25 protein-coding genes and 1 pseudogene are annotated in these 24,178 nt (G+C 47.5%); 14 read left to right on the plus strand and 12 right to left on the minus strand.

The window, feature by feature from the left end; translation table 11 throughout:
* The 6 genes and pseudogenes from ACO0KV_RS10185 to ACO0KV_RS10210 all read left to right on the plus strand — a co-directional run.
* Positions 1–108, plus strand: a pseudogene (locus tag ACO0KV_RS10185) (IS5/IS1182 family transposase); the annotation flags it as partial.
* A gap of 566 nt (positions 109–674) precedes the next feature.
* The gene (locus tag ACO0KV_RS10190) at positions 675–1,913 is read left to right on the plus strand and encodes a hypothetical protein (RefSeq protein WP_423042419.1); all 1,239 of its coding nucleotides are present in this window, start codon (positions 675–677) and stop codon (positions 1,911–1,913) included.
* Between the two features lie 118 nt (positions 1,914–2,031).
* The gene (gene hslV / locus ACO0KV_RS10195; protein ID WP_423042420.1) at positions 2,032–2,568 is read left to right on the plus strand and encodes an ATP-dependent protease subunit HslV; all 537 of its coding nucleotides are present in this window, start codon (positions 2,032–2,034) and stop codon (positions 2,566–2,568) included.
* Between the two features lie 136 nt (positions 2,569–2,704).
* Positions 2,705–4,042 carry an ATP-dependent protease ATPase subunit HslU gene (hslU, locus tag ACO0KV_RS10200; protein ID WP_423042421.1) on the plus strand — a complete coding sequence of 446 codons (1,338 nt, stop codon included), beginning with the start codon at positions 2,705–2,707 and terminating at the stop codon, positions 4,040–4,042.
* 62 nt (positions 4,043–4,104) lie between these two features.
* The gene (locus ACO0KV_RS10205) at positions 4,105–4,614 is read left to right on the plus strand and encodes a GAF domain-containing protein (RefSeq protein ID WP_423042422.1); all 510 of its coding nucleotides are present in this window, start codon (positions 4,105–4,107) and stop codon (positions 4,612–4,614) included.
* 62 nt (positions 4,615–4,676) lie between these two features.
* Positions 4,677–4,988, plus strand: coding sequence for a hypothetical protein (locus ACO0KV_RS10210; protein WP_423042423.1), 312 nt, complete (start codon positions 4,677–4,679; stop codon positions 4,986–4,988).
* A gap of 34 nt (positions 4,989–5,022) precedes the next feature.
* Here the strand turns inward: ACO0KV_RS10210 and ACO0KV_RS10215 are convergent, their stop codons facing one another.
* The 5 genes from ACO0KV_RS10215 to ACO0KV_RS10235 form a co-directional block, all read right to left on the minus strand.
* Positions 5,023–6,021 carry an NAD(P)H-dependent glycerol-3-phosphate dehydrogenase gene (locus tag ACO0KV_RS10215; protein ID WP_423042424.1) on the minus strand — a complete coding sequence of 333 codons (999 nt, stop codon included), beginning with the start codon at positions 6,019–6,021 and terminating at the stop codon, positions 5,023–5,025.
* 103 nt (positions 6,022–6,124) lie between these two features.
* Positions 6,125–6,574, minus strand: a complete 450-nt coding sequence (locus ACO0KV_RS10220) for an SH3 domain-containing protein (RefSeq protein ID WP_423042425.1) — start codon at positions 6,572–6,574, stop codon at positions 6,125–6,127.
* A gap of 66 nt (positions 6,575–6,640) precedes the next feature.
* Positions 6,641–7,129 (minus strand): protein-export chaperone SecB, encoded by a 489-nt coding sequence (secB, locus tag ACO0KV_RS10225; RefSeq protein WP_423042426.1) that lies wholly within the window; start codon positions 7,127–7,129, stop codon positions 6,641–6,643.
* Between the two features lie 408 nt (positions 7,130–7,537).
* A complete protein-coding gene (gene grxC / locus ACO0KV_RS10230; protein ID WP_423042427.1) occupies positions 7,538–7,804 on the minus strand; it encodes a glutaredoxin 3 in 267 nt (88 codons plus the stop codon).
* A 14-nt stretch (positions 7,805–7,818) separates the two neighbouring features.
* Positions 7,819–8,220 (minus strand): rhodanese-like domain-containing protein, encoded by a 402-nt coding sequence (locus ACO0KV_RS10235; RefSeq protein ID WP_423042428.1) that lies wholly within the window; start codon positions 8,218–8,220, stop codon positions 7,819–7,821.
* A gap of 148 nt (positions 8,221–8,368) precedes the next feature.
* Here ACO0KV_RS10235 and gpmA point away from each other — a divergent pair, with 148 nt between their 5' ends.
* The 6 genes from gpmA to ACO0KV_RS10265 all read left to right on the plus strand — a co-directional run bounded on the left by gpmA (position 8,369) and on the right by ACO0KV_RS10265 (position 14,448).
* Entirely contained in the window at positions 8,369–9,115 is a 747-nt protein-coding gene (gene gpmA / locus ACO0KV_RS10240; RefSeq protein ID WP_423042429.1) for a 2,3-diphosphoglycerate-dependent phosphoglycerate mutase, read from the plus strand.
* 6 nt (positions 9,116–9,121) lie between these two features.
* Positions 9,122–10,558: a peptidoglycan DD-metalloendopeptidase family protein gene (locus ACO0KV_RS10245; RefSeq protein WP_423042430.1), complete on the plus strand. Its 1,437-nt coding sequence runs from the start codon at positions 9,122–9,124 to the stop codon at positions 10,556–10,558.
* 14 nt (positions 10,559–10,572) lie between these two features.
* On the plus strand, positions 10,573–12,081 hold the full coding sequence (locus ACO0KV_RS10250; protein WP_423042431.1) for a S41 family peptidase: 1,509 nt from the start codon (positions 10,573–10,575) through the stop codon (positions 12,079–12,081).
* 157 nt (positions 12,082–12,238) lie between these two features.
* Complete coding sequence (locus ACO0KV_RS10255; protein WP_423042432.1) at positions 12,239–13,003, plus strand: HesA/MoeB/ThiF family protein; 765 nt, start codon at positions 12,239–12,241, stop codon at positions 13,001–13,003.
* Between the two features lie 12 nt (positions 13,004–13,015).
* Positions 13,016–13,663, plus strand: coding sequence for a glutathione S-transferase family protein (locus ACO0KV_RS10260; protein ID WP_423042433.1), 648 nt, complete (start codon positions 13,016–13,018; stop codon positions 13,661–13,663).
* Between the two features lie 14 nt (positions 13,664–13,677).
* Complete coding sequence (locus ACO0KV_RS10265; RefSeq protein ID WP_423042493.1) at positions 13,678–14,448, plus strand: spermidine synthase; 771 nt, start codon at positions 13,678–13,680, stop codon at positions 14,446–14,448.
* A 91-nt stretch (positions 14,449–14,539) separates the two neighbouring features.
* Here ACO0KV_RS10265 and ACO0KV_RS10270 read toward each other — a convergent pair whose 3' ends face one another.
* From ACO0KV_RS10270 to ACO0KV_RS10280, 3 genes are all read right to left on the minus strand, one after another.
* Positions 14,540–15,088, minus strand: coding sequence for a DUF2726 domain-containing protein (locus tag ACO0KV_RS10270; RefSeq protein WP_423042434.1), 549 nt, complete (start codon positions 15,086–15,088; stop codon positions 14,540–14,542).
* Between the two features lie 476 nt (positions 15,089–15,564).
* Positions 15,565–16,269, minus strand: coding sequence for an alpha/beta fold hydrolase (locus ACO0KV_RS10275; RefSeq protein WP_423042435.1), 705 nt, complete (start codon positions 16,267–16,269; stop codon positions 15,565–15,567).
* Positions 16,270–16,328: 59 nt separating this feature from the next.
* Complete coding sequence (locus ACO0KV_RS10280) at positions 16,329–17,018, minus strand: DUF1045 domain-containing protein (RefSeq protein ID WP_423042436.1); 690 nt, start codon at positions 17,016–17,018, stop codon at positions 16,329–16,331.
* A 349-nt stretch (positions 17,019–17,367) separates the two neighbouring features.
* On the opposite strand from ACO0KV_RS10280, the gene ACO0KV_RS10285 reads away from it, so the two are divergent.
* Positions 17,368–18,522 (plus strand): alpha-D-ribose 1-methylphosphonate 5-triphosphate diphosphatase, encoded by a 1,155-nt coding sequence (locus tag ACO0KV_RS10285; protein WP_423042437.1) that lies wholly within the window; start codon positions 17,368–17,370, stop codon positions 18,520–18,522.
* A gap of 72 nt (positions 18,523–18,594) precedes the next feature.
* Here the strand turns inward: ACO0KV_RS10285 and ACO0KV_RS10290 are convergent, their stop codons facing one another.
* Positions 18,595–19,431, minus strand: a complete 837-nt coding sequence (locus ACO0KV_RS10290; RefSeq protein WP_423042438.1) for an SIR2 family NAD-dependent protein deacylase — start codon at positions 19,429–19,431, stop codon at positions 18,595–18,597.
* A gap of 404 nt (positions 19,432–19,835) precedes the next feature.
* Here ACO0KV_RS10290 and ACO0KV_RS10295 point away from each other — a divergent pair, with 404 nt between their 5' ends.
* Positions 19,836–21,050, plus strand: a complete 1,215-nt coding sequence (locus ACO0KV_RS10295; RefSeq protein WP_423042439.1) for an ABC transporter substrate-binding protein — start codon at positions 19,836–19,838, stop codon at positions 21,048–21,050.
* A gap of 17 nt (positions 21,051–21,067) precedes the next feature.
* Here the strand turns inward: ACO0KV_RS10295 and ACO0KV_RS10300 are convergent, their stop codons facing one another.
* From ACO0KV_RS10300 to queC, 3 genes are all read right to left on the minus strand, one after another.
* On the minus strand, positions 21,068–22,495 hold the full coding sequence (locus tag ACO0KV_RS10300) for a protein kinase domain-containing protein (protein WP_423042440.1): 1,428 nt from the start codon (positions 22,493–22,495) through the stop codon (positions 21,068–21,070).
* Position 22,496: 1 nt separating this feature from the next.
* A complete protein-coding gene (locus ACO0KV_RS10305; RefSeq protein ID WP_423042441.1) occupies positions 22,497–23,240 on the minus strand; it encodes a metallophosphoesterase family protein in 744 nt (247 codons plus the stop codon).
* Between the two features lie 216 nt (positions 23,241–23,456).
* Positions 23,457–24,170 (minus strand): 7-cyano-7-deazaguanine synthase QueC, encoded by a 714-nt coding sequence (gene queC / locus ACO0KV_RS10310; protein WP_423042442.1) that lies wholly within the window; start codon positions 24,168–24,170, stop codon positions 23,457–23,459.
* Positions 24,171–24,178 lie beyond the last annotated feature (8 nt).

The raw sequence follows: 24,178 nt of genomic DNA on the forward strand, positions 1-24,178 counted from the left end.
TTTGCTCACATCAAACAATTTAGGCGGGTTGCAACGCGATACGACAAACTCGCTGAACGATTTGCTTCATTTGTGGCAATTGCAGCTTCGATGCTTTGGTTAAAATAAATGTCAACACGCCCTAGTAGGAGAGTAGAAAATTGTTGGAAAAAGGTACGAAAACTGGCAAGAAATTGCATCTATCTTTGACAGTGTGTTACCAATTGTAAAATGCAACTTATTCAAAAGTTGCAATGAGTAGTCTTAAAAAAGGCATTCTTCGGTTTTTTTTCCGAAATCAATATAAAGCAATGTGAATTCTCCAAAAAACAATATTTTTTAGTGCTACGCAGTAATTTTTTGCGTGGAAACTAAAAAAAAAAGTTAAAGCTTGTTTCGGTGTCTTACAAATGCTGGTTGATTCAGAATATACTTAATGCATATCACTTTATTGCTGTTATAGCAGCGTCAATTACTTCGGGATTACAGTGGGGATTTTTTCTCTTTTTGGAAAAAAAAGCGGCAGAAAAGAAGATCACTCCGCTGAGAAGTCTTCTGACAAGAAAACTCGCTCAAAATCTACCAATACAGTTATCACTGGCTTCCACGAAAGCGAAATTTTTACTAATTCCATCATTGCGCAACGCCACATTGCACGTGCCACTGAGCGGAAAATTGATGCTATAGAATTTGAAATGTCTCGCGACATTGTCAAGACTCGACCTCCTGTCTTGTCGAAAATGGATGCGCCCAAGCGAGCAGACGTTTCTCGTGGTCAGACCAAATACGACCTTGCACAGCATACACAACCACTCGATCGTCGATCCGCAGTTGGCGTTGATTTTCAAACAACGCTACCAATGAGTATGCCGACCGATTATCTGCTGGGTCATTATTCTGAGATGTCGGGATCGGCGGTTGCGTACAGTGAATCTGTCCCTGTACTAGAAGAAGCGGCTATTCTGTTCGCCAGCGGTCAGACCGAAGTGGCAGAACAAATGCTCAGCGGTGCAATCCACCACCAAAAATTAAGCACTGCCGAGGAAATTGCTTGGCAAATGTTGTTTGATCTTTACCGGATCACGCAGAATCAGCACATGTTTGAGAGTCTCTCTCTGGACTACGCGAATAAATTTGAAACCTCGCCGCCACTGTGGCCTGAGACCACTATTTTTGCAAATACCGATACCCGATCCGACACCGACAGCGGGACACCAAGCATCGTATTTCCTGCGAAGCTCGACGCTGGTATCGTGAAAGCATTAGAAAAAATGCACTTATTGAGTGCTAAAAGTCAGTCTCTAAAGCTGGACTTTAGCCGGATTGAGGTTGTCAATCCGATTGGTTGTGGCTTATTGCTGCGCTCACTGAAGAATCTGAAAAAGACAGGCCATGATCTATTGCTTGTAGGTGCGCAAGAACTGGCTGAAAAAATTCGTAGCATTCTTCAGGTAGGCCGCCGTGATGAAACCGAGGCGCCTTGGCTACTGTTACTAGAAGTGCTGCAACTACTTCATTCTGAACGTGCCTTTGAAGAGGCAAGTATGGACTACTGCATTACTTTTGAAGTCTCACCGCCTTCTTTTGAAGCACCTAAAGTCAACGTAACGAGCTCATTTCCTGAGATACACATACCAGAAGATGACGAGTTTCAGGATCGTTTTATGATGCCTGCGTTTATTGAAGGTAAGGTTGAACCACTGATTAAGCAGATTGTTGCCAAAGCAGAAGTATTAAATCCTCTGGTACTCGATTGTTCTAAGTTAGAGCGGGTGGAGTTCAGTGCCTCAGCAGAACTTCTGAATGGTCTCGCACCTATCGCGGGCAAACGTGGTATGACGATAGAATTTCGTGACGTCAACTACTTGGTCATGATGCTATTCAATGCCATGGGCTTAAAAAATATCGCCAGCATTACACTGCGCAAACACTAATCTTGTAATTTTTCAGAAACGCCCCATTTTCTTTGAAGTCCGCTTGCGTTGACAGCACAAGCCCCTTGCATTTGTTTCCATAAAACAAGTGCAGGTTTCAAACATGCATGAGGTAACTATGGAACAATTTCACGGCACGACAATTCTGACTGTACGGCGCGGCAATGTTGTCGCTCTCGGTGGCGACGGTCAGGTCACTCTTGGCAATATCGTCATGAAAGGTACGGCGCGTAAAGTACGCAAGTTGTATCACAACAAAGTCTTAGCCGGTTTTGCTGGTGGTACGGCAGATGCCTTCACCCTTATCGAACGCTTTGAGTCCAAATTAGAAAAACACCAGGGACATCTCATGCGGGCCTCCGTTGAGTTAGCCAAAGACTGGCGCACGGATCGTATGCTGCGTCGACTTGAGGCGATGTTGCTAGTGGCTGATAAGGACACGACCTTAGTCATTACTGGTAACGGCGATGTCCTCGAACCAAACCAAGGTATTGGTGCGATCGGTTCTGGTGGTACTTTTGCACAATCTGCAGCGATTGCTCTCTTTGAAAATACCGAGTTGTCACCCGTTGAAATTGTTAAAAAATCACTGACTATCGCTGGTGAGTTGTGTATTTACACCAACTTATCTCATACGATTGAGACGCTGGAATAAGTTCACACCACGTATCGTGATTTCATGCGATGCAGACTAGGCATCTATCATCATTTGGATGCCAAAATTGATAATGAGAACTCTCTGTTCACCACGAAAGACCGGTGCATCGAACAGGGAAAAGATAGGAATAAGTATGAATATGACTCCACAAGAGATCGTTTCTGAACTCGACAAACACGTTGTCGGTCAGGCTAAAGCTAAACGCGCAGTGGCCATTGCATTGCGTAATCGTTGGCGTCGTCAGCAGGTGCAGGAGCCGTTGCGCCATGAAATCACCCCAAAAAATATCCTCATGATTGGCCCGACTGGTGTTGGTAAAACAGAAATCGCCCGTCGCCTCGCAAAGTTAGCCGACGCGCCATTTATTAAGATCGAAGCAACGAAGTTTACCGAAGTAGGCTATGTTGGTCGCGACGTCGATACCATCATTCGCGATTTGGTCGATATCGGCATCAAACAAACCCGTGAAGCGGCCACCCGTAAAGTTCGTGCCCGCGCCGAAGATGCCGCAGAAGATCGTATCCTCGATATTTTGTTGCCACCACCACGTGATTTCGGCATTCACCCAGAGAACACCGAAACGACGCCGCCCGATAACACCACTCGCCAGACTTTCCGCAAACGCCTGCGTGAAGGCGCCATGGATGACAAAGAAATCGACATTGAAGTTGCTGAGCCAGTGACGCAAATGGAAATCATGGCACCTCCGGGCATGGAGGAAATGACGGAACAAATAAAAACCATGTTCTCTGGTATGGGCAATGGTAAGAAAAAGGCGCGTAAGCTCAAGATCAAAGAGGCCTTGAAATTATTGACCGAAGAAGAAGCCGGTAAACTGGTCAACGAAGAAGATCTGAAGCAAGAAGCGATTCGTAATGTTGAGCAAAACGGTATCGTGTTCCTGGATGAAATCGACAAGATCGCGTCCCGTTCTGAAGCCGGTGGAGCTGAAGTTTCACGTGCTGGTGTGCAGCGTGACTTGTTGCCATTGGTTGAAGGTACGACCGTCAACACCAAATATGGCATGATTAAAACGGATCATATTTTGTTTATCGCGTCCGGTGCGTTTCATTTTGCAAAACCATCAGATCTAATTCCTGAATTGCAAGGCCGTTTCCCGATCCGTGTGGAGCTCGAATCTTTATCTGTTGCCGACTTTGAACGTATTCTGACTGGAACCGATGCATGTCTGACACGCCAATATCAGGCGTTACTGGCAACCGAAGGCGTAACAATTGACTTTACTCCAGAAGGCGTCGAGCGACTCGCTGGCATTGCGTATTCCGTCAACGAGACCACTGAAAATATCGGTGCGCGTCGTTTGTATACCGTGATGGAGAAATTGCTCGAGGAGATTTCTTTCGATGCCCATCAAAATAGCGGAAAAACGCTGATGATTGACGCCGCCTATGTAGATCAGCGCTTGCAGGCGTTGTCTGTGAATGAAGATCTGTCACGTTACGTGCTGTAAAATTGGGCTGTACGGCACGAATGATGCCGTACATATTGATAGTCACAACGACAGGAAAGACCATGTTTGAAACCGCCGCAGCAAGCGATAAGCCTGATTACGTACTTTTGGCACGTCAGGTAACGAGCATTTTAGAAGGTGAACGTAATCTGAGCGCGAATGCTGCTCAGTTCTCGGCCTTGGTATATCACAGCATCAGTGACTTAAATTGGGCAGGTTTTTATTTGTGTACACCTGCGAAAAATCCGACACCAGCGTTCCCGCACGATCTGCTGGTCGGACCATTCCAAGGCAAAGTTGCCTGTGCACGGATTCCATTTAATCGTGGTGTTTGTGGCGCCTCAGCTGCACAACAAAAAACGATTCTTGTGGAAGACGTCCATGCGTTTCCTGGCCATATCGCCTGTGATTCAGCCTCGAACTCTGAAATCGTTATCCCGGTGATGAAAGACGGCGTCTTGTTTGGGGTGTTTGATATTGACAGTCCACGCCTGAATCGCTTCACCGCAGAGGATCAACAAGGCTTGGAAAACATGCTTTCCGCCTTTGTAGATGCCACTGATTTTACTTAAGCGATTGCTTGACTGCATAAGATCGCTCATACATGGGCTTGTGCAGAGGATGCATCATCCAAATGCCAGCGCAGATGCTGGCATTTTTTCTCGTCGCCAGACTAGCGCATTGCGAGTTCGTCATCTACACTGGTGAGCATATATCCTTGAAGGAGATTGCTATGTCTGGTTGTCGTCGCCGTAAAGCACAACGCAAACACATTCAGCCTTTGCGACGGCGTGATCTTGTTACGCGTTTTCTGGTCGACATCGGCATCAACTATGAATCCGTGCTCGGACAAGCAGGCGCGATGAATTTTCTCCGACAACAGCAAGTTTCTGAAAGCGTTATTCAGCGCGTCTTCGTGACGCCGCAATACCGCCGCTACGGCTAAAGCAGGCTCTCAAGATAAACAACGGCTGACTACGTCAAAGTACTTCTTGCTTTGCATCCCGCGAGAGCAGACGCTCGATCATATCTGTTGCTGATATGCCATCAAATAGAACACCCGCAACGGCGTTCGTAATCGGCATATCGATCCCTAAGGTTGCCGCCAGTGTTCTTACTGCTTGCGCACAACGCACCCCTTCGGCGACGTGCCCCAGTTCTTGTACGATGATTTCCAGTGTTTTGCCTTGGGCTAATGCGAGACCGACTTTGCGATTGCGTGATAAGTCGCCGGTGCAAGTCAAAATCAAATCTCCTACCCCAGTGAGTCCCATAAGCGTTTCTGCTTTGCCGTCGAGAGCGACGCCAAGTCGGCTGATTTCAGCGAGACCGCGCGTCATCAGGGCAGCTCGCGCATTGAAGCCCAGTCCCAAACCATCGGCAACGCCTGTCGCAATGGCGAGAATATTTTTTACTGCACCACCTACTTCGACGCCCACTAGATCATCGCTGGAATACACGCGCATTGCATTGACATGTAATGCCTGCACGACTAATTGGCATAAGTCGTGTGAATGAGAAGCGATTGTCAGCGCGCAGGGGAGGCCTTTTGCGACTTCTTGCGCAAACGAGGGACCCAGTAATGCGCCTGTATTGACATTATCGCCAAGAATTTCTCTGGCGATCTGGTGTGGTAATAACTGCGTTTTCTCTTCAAAACCTTTACACAGCCAGATCACATTTCTCGGATGGAAGGCCTGGCACGCTAACAGCGTTGGACGTAAGCCGGAGACCGAGGTGGCAATGACTAATAAATCTGTTTCACCAGATGCATGACGTATTGCTCGCTCAAAATCGGCGCTAATGTGTAAATTCTCCGGTAGAGGATGACCGGGTAGATAGGCCGTATTTTCACGCGCGGACTGCATGTGCTGCATGGCTGCGGCATTGCGCCCCCATAACAGGACATTATTTTTTGCCGTTAAAGCAATGGCAACTGCTGTACCCCAGGCGCCGGCGCCCAATACGCTGATGTTCATGGTCCTATCCGATATTCAAATTGAACGGTATTTGGTGTCAAATAAAAAGGACAGCATGCTGTCCTTTTTATTGTTCTGTGAGCAACCAAGGGGACACGAGGAATCATAGCCCCCATACCTCATTGATCTTCACAAATCCTACTTGTCCATCACGATGTTTGACTTTTACCCAGCCGTTCGCGGCCGGTTCTGCCATTTCTAGCAAGACGCTTTTATCCGCGGTAAAGAGCAGCGCTGAGGAGTCATCGGCGTTTTCACGGATGCGGGCGTTAGCAACCCGTACCATCAAGTTACGGCGGGTAATCAAATCTTTCGACTCCACCCAGCTTAACTCACCGGACATATCTCTGACTTTGCTCCACGCACCGGAAGTAAACACGACTTCCAGCGGCATGCCGCGCGGTGCGACGTAGAGTTTGCCACCTTTTTGTGATGGGGCATCGTACATCACCACAGGAGATGCACCGACTGAGCGAAATTCGATTGCCTGCGCCGCAACACTGACCATTAAAGTCAGTAAACAGACACTGCAAGTTGTCATCAAACGAAGCATGGACTGCTTTCACAACCAAACTGGCCTACACTCATCATCAAGTCAGACCAGATTGGTATAGAGAAATTATTGGATAGTTGTCGGCGCTTCTGTATTGCCGCCTTCTGCCAATTTTGTTTGTTCAGCAGCCATTTGCAAACGCTGCGCATAGAACGCTTCAAAATTGATTTCAGACAAGTGAATTGGTGGGAAGCCTGCACGTGTGATCGCATCCGCAACGTTGGAACGCAGATATGGGTACACAATGTTAGGGCAACCGATACCCAGCAATGGGTCGAGCTGATCTGCAGGGATATTGCGTGCTTCGAAAATACCCGCTTGTTTGCCTTCAACCAGAAACGCTACTTTGTCACCGATTTTTGCCGTAACAGTCACAGTCACTGTGGATTCGAAAATGCCATCAGCCAGCTTTTCAGAGCCGACATCAACGGATACTTCGATGGCAGGCGCCTGTTGTTCCAGAAAAATAGCTGGAGAATTTGGCTGTTCAAGCGACAAATCTTTCAGATAAACGCGTTGAATTTGGAATACGGGCTGCAGATTTTCGTCAGACATGTGAGACTTTCTAAAATGCTAAAAGATTAAATAATGAGGACTTACACAAGACCGCCCCAGCAGCGATATGGCTTCTCGTCGTATTCTTGTAACGCCTTCGTTGCTATCATATCGCTTTGCCGGGACAATGTTAAACAAGCCCTGACATTGAACAGCGAGACTGACAGATAAGGCCATTTATGACCATTTCAAGATCGCGCCAGTATATTGTAGCAAGTAGACCCTAGAAACAGCAATTTACCGAACAAGTCCGAATAAAATCCGGAAAAAAATCCAATAAAAACGAAAAAAGGTGAAAAAAGGCGAAAAAAGGCGAAAAAAAACGCCAGCCCTGAGAACGCGACCACCTGTCGATGAATTGTTAAGGTGGTCAGTATCGAGTGCTGACGTTTTTTATCTCGCCTGGCTTCAAGCCTCGGGATGCAATAATACGTCGAGTTTGCCGGCACGGTCGAGTGCGGACAAGTCATCAAAACCACCGACGTGGGTGTCACCGATATAAATCTGCGGCACGGTACGACGTCCAGTTTTTGTCATCATTGCTTCGCGAACGGCTGGATCGAGGTCAACTCTGACTTTTTCGATTTCTTCCACGCCTTTGGATTTCAGCAAACGTTCTGCCATCACGCAATATGGGCAAACCGCGGTGCTGTACATCAGGACTTGAGCAGTCATGTTCTTACTCCTACTTATTTAATAATGGGCATGCCTTGGGATTTCCAGGCATCAGTACCACCTTCCAGGCTAAATACCTGGGCAAAACCGGCTTTACTCAACAATGCTGTCGCATTGCCTGAGCGCACACCTTTCGCACAAACGGTAATAACTACCGCATTTTTGGATTTTTCAATTTCTTTTAGACGATTATTTAATTCTGCCAACGGAATATTTTTTGCATTTGGCAAATGACCCTCGGCAAATTCTCCGACATCGCGTACGTCCAGTACCAGGGTTTTTCCTTGGTTCATATACTGGGTTGCCTGGAATTGCGACACTTTGGCACCACGACGTTGCAGCATCGGGAACAGCAAAGCACCACCAGAAATCAGGGCAATACCGATCAGAAAAATATTATCAAGAATGAATTTCACAGTTTTCCAGTAGTAAAAATGGTTATCAGAAGCTCGTCATTATAAAATAGATGCTGATGACGCATATTATTTAACGCATGAATGCAAAATTGTTAGTATGCACGCCCTATTTATTTAAGACTACCAACCACTACCTTACTATTCCATCATGTATAAAATTGTTTTAATGCGCCACGGCGAATCCACCTGGAATCTTGATAACCGTTTCACTGGATGGACTGATGTCGATCTGACCGCCAAGGGCGTTGCTGAAGCTGCACAAGCGGGCAAACTACTCAAAGAAGCAGGTTTTAGCTTTGATGTTGCCTATACATCCGTTCTCAAGCGCGCGATTCGTACGCTGTGGGGTACGCTCGATGCGATGGATATGATGTGGTTGCCAGTGGTCCATGACTGGCGTCTGAACGAACGCCACTACGGTGCGTTACAAGGTCTCAATAAGGCAGAAACTGCCGCTAAATATGGGGACGAGCAAGTGCTAGTGTGGCGTCGCAGCTATGATACGCCACCGAATCCGCTGGCTGAAGATGACGACCGTACCTCGTTTAATGATCCACGTTACGCTGGTCTGGACCGTGCACAGATTCCTTTGACAGAATGCCTCAAAGATACCGTCGCTCGCGTGATGCCAGCATGGGATGACAGCATCGCGCCAGCTATTCGTGCCGGTAAACGTATTCTGATTTCTGCACATGGCAATAGTTTGCGTGCGCTCATTAAAATGCTCGATGGCATCAGCGATGACGATATCGTGAACCTTAATATCCCGAATGGTCAGCCACTGGTCTATGAACTTGACGCTGATCTCAAGCCAATCAAGCATTATTATTTGGGTGATCAGGCAGCGATTGATGCAGCACTCAAAGCCGTTGCCAGCCAAGGTAAGTCTAAATAAGCCTGAATGCTAAAACCGACCCGTTTATTGATTTCTGCCACGCTGTGCCTGTCTTTTGGCGGCACAGCCTGTCTCAGCTTGGGCGCGAGTAATGCCCGGACGCAACAAAAAGCCCAAGCAGAGACCGCGCGTGCAGATTTACAACAAAAATTAAAAGCACTGAAGACCGATATCAATAAAACCGAAAGTGCCAAAGATCATGCCAGTGATGTACTCGCAGAATCTGAACAAGCTATTTCGGAAGCCGATCGTTCTTTACGTGACCTGCAGCAGGAACAGATCCAGACAGAAGAAAAGCTGCAACAACTGCTGAAACAGCAACTTGACCTCAAAGCGCAGGTTGAAAAGCAAAAGACCCAGTTATCCCGTTTTTTACGCAGTCAATACATGCGTGGTGATAGCGATCGTATCAAATTGTTGCTATCTGGTGATGATCCCAACCGTATTAATCGCGATTTGCAATACATGGGTTATGTGTCACAAACACAGGCAAAAATGATCGATAGCCTGCGCAGCACATTACAAGCGGTAGAAAAAAATACCCGCGATGCACAAGATGCGAAAGAGGATCTGGATGACATTGCGGAAGAACAAAAGCAACGTAAAGAAACATTAGAAAAAGAAAAGAAAAAGCATGCAGCGATAGTCAGCCAATTATCTGACAAACTCTATGCACAAAAAAAACAGGCAGATAATCTGCAAAAAGATGAACAAAGGCTGAGTAATCTGGTCTTACGTCTGAACCAGTTGATTGAAGAGCAGGTAAAAGCGGATAAAGAACGTGCTGAGCGCGAAGAAAAACAGCGTCAGGAACGGATCGCGGCAGCACAAAAAGAAAAAGCAAGACAGGCAGCACAAACAGCATTAGACAAAAAGGCAGGCAAAAAACCAGCACCGGCGCCGCTAGTGACGGGTAAAAATGCAAATAACGCCGGCAACACTAGCAACACGAGCATTACAAGCAACGCCAGTAACACAAGTAACCCAAATGCCATTGATGCAGACGAACCTCCCAAGAAGACCAGGGTGGAGGCGATGCCGTCAGGTGAATTTGAGCGCATGAAGGGGCAGATGCATTTGCCTGTCAAAGGTGACATTCTCGCGCGTTTTGGCAATAAACGTGGAGATGGTCCAAGCTGGAAGGGGCTGTTTATTAAAGCATCTGAAGGAACTGAGATCAAAGCCATTGCGCCGGGTAAAGTCGTCTTTGCTGACTGGTATAAAGGTTACGGTAATATGATTATTGTTGACCACGGTGACCAGTATTGGAGCTTGTACAGTAATAATCAGGCCGTATTGCGGCATGTGGGTGACACGGTCAAGATGGGCGATGTGATTGCCAGCGTGGGAAACAGCGGCGGCAATGAGCAATCAGGTTTATACTTTGAAATCCGCCATCAAGGACGGGTATTTGATCCGCTTAACTGGATCGTCGTTAAATAGGCTTTAGGTGAAACATGGGCAGCAAATTTAAGAATTTCAGTTTAATCGGCCTGGGCATGGTCGCTGGCGTGGCAGCATCCATGCAATTTTCAGCAATGGCACAAAAGAGCGCTGGCAGCCCGCTTCCGGTTGAAGAGCTGCGACAGTTGGCTGATGTCTTTGGTCTGATTAAATCCGACTATGTAGAGCCTGTTGACGACAATAAGTTGTTATCAGAAGCCATCGCTGGCATGGTCAGTTCACTCGATCCGCATTCTGCCTATCTCGATAAAAAAGCCTTTAAAGAACTTAAAGAAGGTACACAGGGTAAGTTTGTTGGACTGGGGATCGAAGTGGGAATGGAAGATGGTTATGTGAAGATCATCTCCCCGATCGAAGATTCTCCTGCTTACCGCGCTGGTCTTAAACCTGGTGATTTAATTACGCGTCTGGATTCAGCACCAGTCAAGGGCTTGACCCTCGATGAAGCGGTGAAAAAAATGCGTGGTGAGCCCAACACCAAGATCACGTTGACAATCGCCCGTAAGAACGAAGATAAACCGATCGTTGTCACCATTACACGTGAGTTAATTAAACAACAAAGCGTGAAAGCAAAAATGGTTGAGCCTGGTTATGCGTGGTTGCGCATTTCTCAATTCCAGGAACCAACCGTTGAAGACATGGCGAAGAAAATCCAGATGCTGTATGCCCAAGACCCATCCATTAAAGGTCTGGTGCTGGATTTACGTAATGATCCAGGTGGCGTATTGCCAGGTGCCGTTGGCGTTGCTGCTGCATTTTTACCAAAAGATGTGCCAGTGGTCTCAACCAATGGTCAGATTCCTGACTCAAAAGCGACTTTTTACGCGAAACGCGAATTCTACACAGCGCGCACTTCTGGAGATCCTTTAGCTAAATTACCTGAGGCGATCAAAAATGTGCCAATGGTCGTGCTGGTGAATACAGGTTCGGCTTCTGCTTCAGAAATCGTGGCAGGTGCGTTGCAAGACTACAAGCGTGCAACGATTATCGGTACACAAAGTTTTGGTAAGGGTTCCGTGCAGACGATTCGTCAAATTTCTGCCGATACCGCCGTTAAATTGACAACGGCACGCTATTACACGCCAAATGGTCGTTCTATTCAGGCTAAAGGCATTGTGCCGGACTTTAATGTCGAAGAAACTGCAGAAGGCGACGGCTTTAATAGTTTGCGTACCCGTGAAGCCGATTTGCAAAAGCATCTGAGTAACGACAAAGAGGCTGAGGCAACACGTCCGAAAGTCGATGAGCTAGAAGAAGAGCAACGTCTGATTGCGTTGGCGAAGAAGAGTAAGCCATTGGAATACGGTAGCAAAGATGATTACCAGTTAGCACAAGCGCTGAATCACCTCAAAGGCTTGCCAGTCAAAGTCACTGAGCCAAAAGACGTCAAAGAGAACAAAGACGGTAAGGACAGTGAAAAATCAGATAAGCCAACGAAAGCAGACAAAGCAGATAAGCCAGATGCCGCTGATAAAGACAGTAAGTCTGATAAGAAAAAATAAGTCGTTTCAATCAGTCAAAGGCCGCCCTACAGCGGCCTTTTTACTATCTACTATTATCGAGTGTGTTTAGTTGTTGTTCGTATTTTGGTCCGTATTTTGGTCTATACAATGACATTTCGTTTTCACTATATTACTTCTTAGAGCATTTCTCAGTCAGATGAACGACAATCAACTTTTGCGTTATTCACGCCATATCCTGCTGGAACAGATCGGTATTGAAGGGCAAGAAAAAATTAATGCCGCCCGCGTGCTGATTATCGGTGCTGGTGGTCTGGGGTCGCCAGCAGCGCTCTATCTTGCCAGCGCTGGGGTCGGACAGATCACCTTGGTCGATAATGATACGGTCGACTTAACCAATTTACAGCGACAAATTTTGCATACGACAGAACGTGTCGGTATGCCGAAAGTGGAGTCAGGCAAGCTCAGTCTGCAACACATCAACCCAGAGATTCAGGTCACCGCGCTACAAGAGCGTACCGAAGGCGCAAGACTGGAAGAGCTGGTGCAAGGGGCGGACGTTGTTCTTGATTGTTGTGATAATTTCGTCACGCGCCATGCGGTCAATGCAGCCTGCGTTAAGTATGCGGTACCGCTGGTTTCTGGTGCTGCGATTGGTTTTGACGGACAAATCAGCGTCTTCGACCGGCGACATCCAGACGCGCCTTGCTATGCCTGTGTGTTTCCTCCACAGCAGCAATTTGAAGAAGTTCTCTGTTCAAGCATGGGCGTATTTGCACCGCTGGTGGGTATCATTGGCACCATGCAGGCAGCAGAAGCGCTCAAGGTCGTGATGCAAATTGGTCGTGTACTCGCAGGACGACTGCTGATGCTCGATGCCATGAATATGGAGTGGACGCGAATTGGCATTAATAAAAATCCGGCGTGTCCGGTTTGTGGTCATCATTCTCATTTAACACTGTAAGGAAGAATCGCTATGTACACACTGTATTACTGTCCCAGCACTGCCAGCATGGTGGTGCATCAGGCGTTGTTAGAGATTGGTGCCGAACATGAATTAAAGTTGGTCGATTTTGAATCTAAGCAGCAGAAGGACCCAGCATATCTGGCATTGAATCCAAAAGGTGTCGTGCCGACGTTGATTGTCGATGGGCAGCCGTACGTCGAGTCCGCTGCGCTGCTGATGTTATTGGCAGAGCGTCATCCAGAGGCAGGATTGACGCCGCCATTGGGCAGTGTGGAACATGATCGCTGGCGTCAGTGGATTGTCTATCTGAGCAATGATCTGCAATCGACGTATCGTTTCTGGTTTTATCCTCAGGATCTAGGCTCGGAGGAGCATCCTGAGCCAGTACGTCGCGCTTTACAGCATAAAATTGAACACATCTTCGCCCAGATCGATGCACATTTGAGTCAGAACGGCCCCTATCTACTGGGTGAACAATTTTCAGCTGCTGATTTATTGTTATGTATGTTGATGCGCTGGTCGCGCAATATGCCGAAGCCGGCGACCGAATGGCCTGCGTTGAACCACTTGGTAAAATTGATCACATCGCGTCCTAGCTGGAAAAAAATGCACGCTATCGAAGAACTGAGCACCTGGCCAGAAGTGAAAATGGCGTGAAGCAAGCCATTGATATGTACCGCGCCCAACAGCGGGCGCAGACGCATCCTGAGGTGAGTATTTCAGAGTTTATTGGGGTGCGTAACCTGCACTTGTCATCGGATGCTATTCAGGGATCGATGAGACTGGCGATGCCGGACCAGATCGAGCTCGAATACGTGCAGCAAATGATGATGTGGTTATTGTTTAAAAAAGACCCTCGCCACATTGCGCAGTTAGGGCTAGGCGCGGCGGCACTAACAAAATTTTGTTACCGCCAGTTTCCGACAGCCAACATCACTGCAATTGAACTCAATCCTCACGTGATCAATGCCTGTCATCAGCATTTCAAATTACCTGATAACGATGAACGTTTGCAAGTAATCGAGATGGATGCGATGGATTTTGTCACGGATCATCGTCATCACCGCAGCCTTGATGTCTTGCAGGTCGATTTGTATGACGCTGCTGCCGAAGCGCCTGCGCTTGGTAGTCCGGCGTTTTATCAGGCATGTGCAGACTGCTTGACCGACGACGGCATGCTGACGGTCAATCTGTTTGGCAACCCTGATAATTACGAAGCCAACTGCACCGCTAACCTAGAAGCGCTCGAAGCCGCCTTTGATGCCGTGGTGTGGTTGCCGATGGTCCATGATGCAAATACGGTCGCCATTGCTTTTAAACAGTCTCCATCGGTGGATTTTGATGCACTCTACGAACGTGCAACAGAAATCCGCGTGACAACTAAACTACCTGCCGCAAAGTGGGTGAATGGATTGAAGGCATGGATGCAGGGAGCAGACTAGGAGGCGGTTGGCGATGAACCGTATTTACAAATTGTTGATGATGTCGCCTAACAGATGACTTCTTACCACTTAGTTGCAAGTCGGTGACTACTTAGCTTTCGCGGGACAGCAATTGATCAACATGCTGATCATGGACATGTTTTGGCGGCAGATTGTTAGTAATCCTCGGTTCACTGAAGGCTGCCTGAATGGCGAACTCGTCAGGCAATAATTTGACGTGCCAGCGTATTAAGCGTAATTCGGCATCGTTGCATATTTTATTTTTTGTGACGGCGGCTTGTTGTTGATGGGGGTGCGCAGGGCTAGAGTCGTCGAGCTCAATAGCCGCGATCACGCTGAAGTTTTTATCGCATACGACGAAGTCATAGCTGAGATTGTGAAGACGTTTATGCCAGTGTTGAAAATGATAGTTAGGCATCACGCTGAGGATGCGTGATGCACTCACTTGTGCCAGGACGATATGCCCTGGAAGTGCCTTGATTAATCGAAAATAAAGCACTTGCTCAGCTGCGCCCATCGGACGTTTAACGTAAAACGGCCATTTTTGTTCACTAACGACCATGCGCTGAGTTTTTTTTAACAGATAACTGATCACGAGTGTTAGCACAAATGCGAGCAGTATCAACGCCAGAATTTTCAAGGTAAGTCTCGCAAAAGTTAAACTATTAACAATAGAATATATAGTGCGATATAAATACAAAAAAGGCAATTAAAATTTAATGTGGTATTGCTTTCAATCATGATAGTGATGAGAGGCAATCTATTTCTTATTGATAAGAAGAGGAATAATTGTCGTTAATTAAGACTTTCTTTTAATTATTATTTTTTGCAACTTTATTTAAAAGTATCTAAATATAGGTGAAAATTTAATAAATTTAATAAATTTACTTAATTTTTATTTCAGATTATTTCAAATAAAAAAAGGTTTAAAGAGTTCCGAGTGTTTAAATTTTTCATTAGAGAAATTTATGACGCCATCCTAATAGATTAAGTGGTCTTATTATTAAATTGATACTGTTGTTTTTATTTGTATTTTTTCTGAAGAAAAAATCAGACGGTTTGATGTGCTTGCTTCTGTGTAATGAATTCCAGATGGCGAGGAAGTTGGCGCGATGATTAGGCGCGTATAAATTTTTGCAAAATCGCTATTACATCATCCGGCTTTTCCAGTGGTGACATATGTCCGCAGTCTTCGAGGATGTGGTAGGTGGGGTCAAGTAATTCGGTGACAATATTGTCGGATTCAGCCAGAGCTCGCATCTGATCCTGGCGACTCGCCACAACCAGCGTCGGACAAAGGATGTGCTTGAAATCGGCGTAACCGTCCTCTCGGATAATGCTTAGTTGCCGCACGAAGACGTCTTTCCCTAGAGTGAGTGACATATTTTGTAAAAATGTCAGTAGTGCCATGTTGTTACTCTGGTCAGGATGCAGGGCGCGCTTGAGTGCAGTGAAGGTTTGACCTTTATACGGAAACGTCTGCAGCATTTTAATCTGTTGCTGGTTGCGGATAATTTCCTCTGGCGTGGTTGCCCGTGCTGATGTATTGAGCAGAATCAGCTTGCTGATTCGGTTTGCTGCCAGCACAGCAATGCGACGGGCGACGTAACCACCTAAAGAAAAACCAATCAGCACACATAACTCTGGCAAATGATTGATGATTCGTAATGCCATTGCATCAATATTCTCTCCTTCGTTTAAGTCTGCAAGATGCACTTGCCCTAGTTCTTGTAAGTCAGGCATGATCGTTTGCCATAGCGTTGCATCACACATAAATCCAGGGATCAGCACGATGTGCAACGGCCTCGGGGATGGAGTCATTTCCTTACTCTTTCAATCAAATCAGACATTGAAAACAGGTAAAGACGCGGATCCTAACGTCAGTCAGCGTTGAACGCGTAGTGACGTAGCAGTTGAAAATCGTCGCCAGAAGCTGCTTCATAAAACAAAGCGATGCTGTGTATGATCAGCGGTTCGCCAATATCGAAGTGTTGCCGCGCACCCCTTTCAATGGCTTCTGCTGCGTCGGTGTTATTGAGCGCGTCCGTCAACGTCATGTGAAACCGGTATTCTTCAGCAGTATAAGGGTAGCCCCAGTGTTGCAATAAGCGGAGTTGACGAGCGCTCAGTTGTTGTTGCTGGCGGCGCGCCAATTCCTCAGGTCTGAGTGGCGCGCGCAGATAGTCAAAATGGCTCACACATTGCATGGCGAGTTGATGAATAGCGCTGTTCTTGTCGCCCGGTCTGAGTGCCAGAAAGTTGCCGATCCATTCAACTTGCGGTGATGGGATCTCGATGGGCTTTTGTCGTCGACAAAAAGCCGCCAGCGATTGTTCTAATTCACCCAAGCCATGCCTCTCTGCCAAGCGAAACGGTGCTTTTAAGGTCGCATGGAAGCCATAGCGCCGCGCATCGGTTGTCAGTCGTTGTAAAACCTTGGGTATCACATTAGGTAGTCGGATTTGTTCGAGAGAACGCTGGGATGTCGGATCGCGTCCCAACCATTGGCATCCAGCCTGCCACCATTTACTTTGTTGTTTTGGTGCGAAATAAAGTGCGTAACGGCTCATATTTCTGGAAAAAAGTTACCGACGTGAAAGGTCGGAGAGGGTAAGGGGCTGCCTAATAAAACTTCTCTTGGTTCAGGCGTAGAAAATCCCAAGCTGAAAGCTATATAAATAATTGTTTTACTTCATTTAATTTAACAGCCAATACGCAGTACAAAAGAGTGAATTCATCGCGCTTTCTTAAATAAGATTTTGTTGAGACGGATAGACATTTAAAAATATTAATGAATGACATAAAGACGATAGTTATTTATTTTGCAAATATTTGTAACTTTCGATTAAGGTATTCGGAGTTTTTACACGAAGCATGGTAATCTGATGCTTGATTCAGTTTCCACAGGGCAATTTTTTCATGAGTTTTGATCAACGTACCGAATTTTCTATCCGTAATGCACGTGTAGTCACCGCTGATCAGGTCTTTACTGGTGGAATCTGCGTGCATCAGGGAGAGTTCAAGGACGTGACTTCAGCCGGCCATGGGTTGTCTGGTGACGACTGGGGTGGGGATTATCTCTTACCCGGGTTGGTCGAAGTACATACAGACAACGTCGAGAAACACCTCCTGCCACGCCCTAAGGTGTGCTGGCCTGTACCCTCGGCGATTTTGGCGCATGACGCACAGGTCGTGAGTTCGGGGATTACGACGGTATTGGATGCGATTGCTGTTGGTGACTTAGAACCGGATAGCCTACGAACGCAGACGCTCCATGCGTGCGTCAAGGGGTTTGACGATGCGAGAGAGGCTGGACTATTACGTGCAGACCATTATTTGCATTTACGGTTAGAGTTGGCAGAAGAAAAACTATTGCCTCTTTTTACGCCGTTAGCACGCCATCCGCGCTTAAAGTTGTTATCACTCATGGATCACACGCCTGGCCAGCGGCAATGGATGGACTTAGCTGCTTACCGTTCACACGTTTCCGGTAGACATAGTTGGTCTGAGCAGAAAATTGATCAGATGCTTGCGATTTTCGGCGATCGACAACAACGTTACGTGAACCAGAATCGAGAAAAAGTATTGTCATTATGTCGTGAGCAGATGCCCTATATTCCACTTGCGACCCATGACGATACCCTCCCAGAACACGTGGCTGAAGGTGTACGCGACGGCATGAGTATGTCCGAATTTCCGACCACATTGGTGGCCGCTCAGGCGGCGCATGACCATGGCCTCGCGATTGTGATGGGGGCGCCGAATTCTGTACGTGGTAAATCCCACTCTGGTAATGTCGCTGCGGCAGAGTTAGCGCAGCACGGTTTGCTTGATATTTTATCTTCGGATTACGTTCCTGCAAGTCTGTTGCATGGCGCTTTCTTATTACAGGAAAATAACTACACACTACCCCAAGCGATCGCAACGGTAAGTCGTAATCCTGCCCACCGCATTGGCATGACAGACAGGGGGGAAATTGCCGTCGGGCTGCGTGCTGATTTCCTACGGATCCGTTTGTTTCAGGGGATTCCGGTGGTGCTGGGTGTATGGAAGCAAGGTCGTCAGATTGCCTGAATAAACTGCGACTCTGTGATAGCGATACCGAGACCCGTTATCAACAAAAACAACTATCGGCGCAACGAATACTCAACCCCCTTTTAGCATCACGTCCATCGCTGTCAGCGCCTCCACGGCGCCGGCTGCCAGTCCAACGTCAAGCACGTTAGCGACTCCGGATTCGCGTAAGTTAATCCTGATGAGCCTGCCGCCATGCCGCTGCAGCACTCTCTGACTGAAATGGCGCACTGTTGGAATTGCGGTTCCAGCGCCGATTTCTATCACCAGTGGACGACGGACGGTATCTAACCAACGTTGCTGACGCTCCATTTGCCGTTGCTGGTGATGTTCCAGCCAGCTCCAATCGTCAAACATGAGAATATGGGGGCGTGCCAAGCCGCCGCAGTGGGGACAAATCGGTAATGCATTCTCTAGGTGGCAATTGATCGTATCGACCTGTGGATGAAACGCCTGCGCAGGCCAGATCGTTTCGCTACACGGCAACATACATTGCATCTGATGAATTGAACCATGGCATTCATTGATCTGTTGCGCTGAAAACCCTGCGCGTTGAAATTGACCATCGACGTTACTCGTGAAAATACTATAACCACCAGCCGTCGATGTCGCCCATTTCAACAGGATCTGAAAACCTGCATGCGGAATGGTATGTCGGTATAAATTCAGACGATGACCATAAAAGCCCCACGCCTCCGTCGGGTGCCGCCGGAATGCTGAAGGACTAGCTATTTCATGAAACGCGATTTTTTGTGCGCCAAGTGAAGGATAGGCTTTCCAAAAACCGTCCGTGCCCCGAAAATCTGGCAGGCCAGAATCTACCCCCATACCAGCACCGGCCGCAATAATCAGTCCATCGCATTGTTCTAGTAAATGAATGGCAGACTGGAGTTGTTTTTTAGAAAACATAATGTGTCTGTTTGTGTCTATTTACAACACTTTGCCATTAATATTGAGACGATACAACAGCGAGAGGATGCGGAGTTCTCTCACCGATCGAAAATCAGCGTATTACCGAGGACAGGCGCTGATCTACACCATTTTTGTTGCTATAAAAAAACAGCTAATTTTGCAACGAATTCAATCAAGTTGGTGTGGGTCGCTGAGGATTACAGGTTGAAAACATTTTGTTCCTCGGTTACGGTCTGTCTCGTGTAAAAATGGTGAGAATAATACGATGCCCGCTAGCGGTATTGATTATTTCTTTCCTGCGGGTTGTCGTTTTTCGTTGCTTTGCTTTGCCTAGACTACTCACGGTAGTCCGATAGATACTCATTGTTTTGAAATTTTTGCTCGAAAGTTCAGGAGAAGAGATGCGCATTCAATCTAAAGTTATTGCGATAGTCACTAGTACTTTATTTTGCATGATGACTGCAAGCCACTGTTTGGCACAGGATGCACCAATCCGAATTGGCATTATTGGCCCATTTAGTTCGAAGTCTTCTTCGGATATGGGCGAAAGTATTCGTGGTGGCGCGCGCGTGTTTGAGAACGATCTGAACCAGATTGGTGGGGTATTAGGACGAAAGATAGAGCTGGTGGAGCGTGATGACCAGGCAAAACCTGAAGTAGGTGTTGCCATGGCAAAAGAATTGATCGAAAAAGAAAAGGTCGTTGCCGTTATCGGTTTCGCTAATACCGGTGTGGTGCTGCAGGCAGCCAATGTCTTTCAGAATGCCAAAATCCCTCTGATCGTTACTGCAGCGACAGGCGCTAAAATAACGAAGCAGTTTATGCCGCCAGCCGTGCCGAACAGTTATGTCTTCCGCGTTGCTGCCAGTGATAATCTGCAGCCAGTTTCTATGCTCAATGAAGTTATCGATAAACGCAAAATCACGCAGATTGCGATTTTGCATGATGACACGCCCTATGGTGAATTTGGCAGTGAAAGTCTGATCGCAGAAATGAAACGCCGTAGTCTGACACCGGTCGCGGTAGAGAGCTTTAAAATTGGTGATCTGGATATGACACGCCAGATAGCACACGCCAAACAGATGGGCGCACAAATTATTGTGTCGTATTGCCTCGCACATGAGGGCGCTGCCCTTGCCAATAGTATGGGCAAAATCAGAGCGGGTATTCCCTTGGTTGGCTCATGGACCTTATCGCATTATGGCTTTCTAGACCAAGCTGGAACAAACGCTGAAGGTGTGCGGATGCCCGTGACGTTTATCGAGAATGAATCGACTCGCAGTGATAGTTTTGTGCTGTCTTATCTACGCCTCAATAACGTTAAACGTATCCCTTCTGCTGTCGCTGCCGCACAAACGTATGACGCGTTGCGCATACTTAGCCTAGCCATCATGCAGGCCAATAGCACAACATCGGAGCAGATCAAAAATGCTCTAGAAGATATGAAATATGAAGCGACTTCCACGGTCGTGACACGGTACAAAAAACCGTTTTCCAAAACAGATCATGAAGCCATTACCCAGAATATGTTATTCATGGGAGAAGTTCGGCACGGTAGGGTCACTTACGCCTACAAAGAAGACGCCAGCAGTGGATTGATTGTCAGAACCAAATAAGTGGCAGTTGAAGTTGCTTATTTTTCATTATGTTTGACGACGGTTACTGTGCAAGCAGCTTCTGCTACGACTTGCGCTGAGACGCTACCGAGATAGCGTCTCAAGGCAGAGGTGCCCCGAGAACCAATAATGATGTGATCGACATCGTTGTTGTGCGCATAATCAATAATCGCCATCGCTGGGTCCGGCGACTCTAGCACATGGAAGGTGATTTTATCCGTACTCAGATTGAGCGGGCGCGCCCAGTGCTTGAGTTCGACTAATTGCTTAACGTGAATATTCTCACCCTGCTGAATCAGACTCTCATCCATTCCCAGACGGCTAGTTTTGCGGATAGTCAGACAAGCGAGACGGGCGCCGGGTTCTGTCTGTAACATACGGCGGGTGATTTGTCGCAAGCTTTCAGCCAGCGCGACAGAACTGTGCGTCAGATCCAGTGCGACAACAATAATCGGTGCTTTTGAGAGCTGCTCAGAAACACTATGCTGCAATAGTAGATCTGCCCCCACGGCTTTAAAGCGGCGTTTGACGACCGCCAGATACCCATCCTGATGATCTTTGCTGGCGCGGTTAGTGAGTGTGAGCTGATTTGGATGCTGCAATAAAAATGCTAATTGTGCGGCCGTATCAAACCGCGCTTTCGGATCGACTTCAAGACAACGCAGAATAATTTCCTGCAGCCATTCAGGGACGTCTGGCCGATGATTGCGTGGTGGAATCGGATCGCGGTAAAGGCGTTTCTTTAATCCTGACACCGAGGTGGGATGACCAAACGGTCGTTCGCCTGTGACAAGGTGGTACAGCAGTACGCCCAACGAGAACAAATCACTGCGTGGCTCGTTGCGCACGCCCATGACTTGTTCAGGTGAGATATACGGCCCCGTGCCCATCGGCAGGCGGAACTCTTCGTCTAACAGATCAGGTAGCCGGTCATGCCGAGATAAGCCAAAATCAATTAATACCGCTAAACCATTGCGGAACATGATATTGCTAGGTTTGATATCGAGATGAATGACATGCTGGCGGTGCAGATCTTGCAAGGCATTGGCAATTTTGATGCCGACGCTGACGACTTCATCTAAAGGTAGCGGCGCTTGCTCAAATCGGCTCCGCAGGGACTCGCCAGCAATCTGCTCCATAACAATATAGGGCTGCGCATCAAAATCACCTGCCCCAAAATAGCGCGGAACATGCTCACCTTTGAGTTTAGGCATGATCATTTGTTCGACTTCGAAAGCCACAATAGCGGTTGGATCATCGCTACTAAAAAGCAGTGGCACCTTCATGATCAGTGGTGGTACGCCTTGTTCCAATCCTGGCTTATTGACATGACGTTGGCGTAAATCGGTGACCCGCCATAGCGCCGCCATGCCGCCCGTATGTAATTTTTCCTCCAGACGGTAGCCATCAAATTCCATCCCAATTTGTAGGCTACGCGTACTCATGTCATTCTCCAGTTAAGAGACGATTCGCTAATGCCGCTGGGAGACCCGCAGCGAGAATTTTTTTTGCCGCACTCTCATGGTCGTAAGGAACCCGGAAATATGTCAGTTCTTGGGTTTCTGTATCGAAAGTTGCATAGCAGGCAGCGGGGTTGCCGTCGCGTGGTTGGCCAAGTGAGCCAGGAATCACCAGCCAGCGGCGCTGTTTGCTCAGAGGAATACTATTTTCGGGGGTCGGTAAAAATTCACCGGTCTTTCCGGTCAGGGTCATGTGGTACAAGGTTGGCATATGCACATGGCCGCAGAACGTAATGGCGGCTTTGCACGCGTGCATGCTACGCATGGCTTCCATCACACCGTCGATATATTCCCATTTATCTGGCGCCCAAGCGTTGGCGTGCACTAGCAACATATCCTGCAACTCGATGCGATAAGGCAGAGCGGCGACAAAAGCGATTTGTTCTGGACTTAGTTGGGCACGTGTCCATTCGACGACCTGCTTGGCCACTGGATTCATACCACTTCGGTTCTCCTGCAAAATGGCAACATCATGATTGCCCATCAAGGCCCAGTTACCTTTGGCGACATAGTCCATCACTGTTTGCAATACCCAACCCGGATCAGCACCGTAACCGACGATGTCCCCCAGAAAAGCATAGTGCGTTACTTTTTGTTCTTCGGCATGGGCCAAACATGTGGAAAGCGCTTCGCGGTTCGCATGAAGGTCGGTCATCAAAGCTATCAGCATAATATCGTTACAGTCACATCATTAAAATCAAGTGAGGCAAGCCGAGGAGGTACGACAGACCGTGCCTGGCATGGCCCATATACAGCGCATCAGCGCCTATATACTAGAAATGCAATGCACAGACCTCGCGCACCACCCCCTTGGTGGATGGTAAGAGCTTATTCTAACGCTATCCTTACAAGTTGATCTCGTCGGAGGAAATCGGCTTGTAATGCCTTAGCCGCGACTTTTGTATTGCTGATAACCACGGGCGCGTAATTCACAAGCGGGGCAGGTGCCGCAACCATGTCCCCAATCATTCAATGCACCCCGCTCACCGAGATAGCAAGTATGGGTGTCGGTGCGAATCAGATCGACCATCGCAGTGCCGCCAAGTTGCTCTGCTAATTCCCAGGTTTGCGCTTTATCGATCCACATGAGGGGTGTTTCTAGCTTCAGGCGTGTTGCCATGCCCAAATTGAGCGTGACTTGTAACGCTTTCATGGTGTCATCGCGGCAATCAGGATAGCCAGAAAAATCTGTCTCGCACATGCCCCCCACTAACACATTAAGTCCGCGACGATAGGCGAGCGTGGCAGCGACCATCATGAACATCAGGTTGCGTCCAGGTACAAACGTATTCGGCAGGCCATTTTCTTGCATCTCAATGGCAATGTCTTGTGTCATCGCGGTTTTTGATAATTGTGAAATGAGTGACAAATCGATCATATGATCTTCGCCTAGCCGCGCTTCCCATTCTGGTGAAAACGCGCGCATATTTTTTAGCAGATCTGGTCTGACAGTGAGTTCAATTGCGTGACGTTGGCCATAGTCAAAACCAATTGTTTCAACATGGGAATAGTTGGATAACGCCCATGCCAGACAGGTCGTTGAGTCTTGTCCGCCACTAAACAGAACAAGGGCACGGTCATTATTTAAAGTTGGTGTCATATATAACG

The sequence above is a fragment of the Undibacterium sp. RuRC25W genome (genome assembly GCF_049339825.1).
Classification (GTDB): Bacteria; Pseudomonadota; Gammaproteobacteria; order Burkholderiales; family Burkholderiaceae_D; genus Undibacterium.

Excerpts from the sequence above, each read along its gene's own strand:
- hslU (WP_423042421.1), top strand. The coding sequence starts at position 2,705 with ATGAATATGACTCCACAAGAGATCGTTTCTGAACTCGACAAACACGTT.
- ACO0KV_RS10250 (WP_423042431.1), top strand. The coding sequence starts at position 10,573 with ATGGGCAGCAAATTTAAGAATTTCAGTTTAATCGGCCTGGGCATGGTC.
- ACO0KV_RS10280 (WP_423042436.1), bottom strand. The coding sequence starts at position 17,018 with ATGAGCCGTTACGCACTTTATTTCGCACCAAAACAACAAAGTAAATGG.
- ACO0KV_RS10285 (WP_423042437.1), top strand. The coding sequence starts at position 17,368 with ATGAGTTTTGATCAACGTACCGAATTTTCTATCCGTAATGCACGTGTA.
- ACO0KV_RS10215 (WP_423042424.1), bottom strand. The coding sequence starts at position 6,021 with ATGAACATCAGCGTATTGGGCGCCGGCGCCTGGGGTACAGCAGTTGCC.
- ACO0KV_RS10260 (WP_423042433.1), top strand. The coding sequence starts at position 13,016 with ATGTACACACTGTATTACTGTCCCAGCACTGCCAGCATGGTGGTGCAT.
- ACO0KV_RS10255 (WP_423042432.1), top strand. The coding sequence starts at position 12,239 with ATGAACGACAATCAACTTTTGCGTTATTCACGCCATATCCTGCTGGAA.
- ACO0KV_RS10295 (WP_423042439.1), top strand. The coding sequence starts at position 19,836 with ATGCGCATTCAATCTAAAGTTATTGCGATAGTCACTAGTACTTTATTT.
- ACO0KV_RS10210 (WP_423042423.1), top strand. The coding sequence starts at position 4,677 with ATGCCAGCGCAGATGCTGGCATTTTTTCTCGTCGCCAGACTAGCGCAT.
- gpmA (WP_423042429.1), top strand. The coding sequence starts at position 8,369 with ATGTATAAAATTGTTTTAATGCGCCACGGCGAATCCACCTGGAATCTT.
- ACO0KV_RS10305 (WP_423042441.1), bottom strand. The coding sequence starts at position 23,240 with ATGCTGATAGCTTTGATGACCGACCTTCATGCGAACCGCGAAGCGCTT.
- ACO0KV_RS10300 (WP_423042440.1), bottom strand. The coding sequence starts at position 22,495 with ATGAGTACGCGTAGCCTACAAATTGGGATGGAATTTGATGGCTACCGT.
- queC (WP_423042442.1), bottom strand. The coding sequence starts at position 24,170 with ATGACACCAACTTTAAATAATGACCGTGCCCTTGTTCTGTTTAGTGGC.
- ACO0KV_RS10205 (WP_423042422.1), top strand. The coding sequence starts at position 4,105 with ATGTTTGAAACCGCCGCAGCAAGCGATAAGCCTGATTACGTACTTTTG.
- hslV (WP_423042420.1), top strand. The coding sequence starts at position 2,032 with ATGGAACAATTTCACGGCACGACAATTCTGACTGTACGGCGCGGCAAT.
- ACO0KV_RS10265 (WP_423042493.1), top strand. The coding sequence starts at position 13,678 with ATGTACCGCGCCCAACAGCGGGCGCAGACGCATCCTGAGGTGAGTATT.
- ACO0KV_RS10245 (WP_423042430.1), top strand. The coding sequence starts at position 9,122 with ATGCTAAAACCGACCCGTTTATTGATTTCTGCCACGCTGTGCCTGTCT.
- ACO0KV_RS10275 (WP_423042435.1), bottom strand. The coding sequence starts at position 16,269 with ATGACTCCATCCCCGAGGCCGTTGCACATCGTGCTGATCCCTGGATTT.
- secB (WP_423042426.1), bottom strand. The coding sequence starts at position 7,129 with ATGTCTGACGAAAATCTGCAGCCCGTATTCCAAATTCAACGCGTTTAT.
- grxC (WP_423042427.1), bottom strand. The coding sequence starts at position 7,804 with ATGACTGCTCAAGTCCTGATGTACAGCACCGCGGTTTGCCCATATTGC.
- ACO0KV_RS10290 (WP_423042438.1), bottom strand. The coding sequence starts at position 19,431 with ATGTTTTCTAAAAAACAACTCCAGTCTGCCATTCATTTACTAGAACAA.
- ACO0KV_RS10190 (WP_423042419.1), top strand. The coding sequence starts at position 675 with ATGTCTCGCGACATTGTCAAGACTCGACCTCCTGTCTTGTCGAAAATG.
- ACO0KV_RS10220 (WP_423042425.1), bottom strand. The coding sequence starts at position 6,574 with ATGCTTCGTTTGATGACAACTTGCAGTGTCTGTTTACTGACTTTAATG.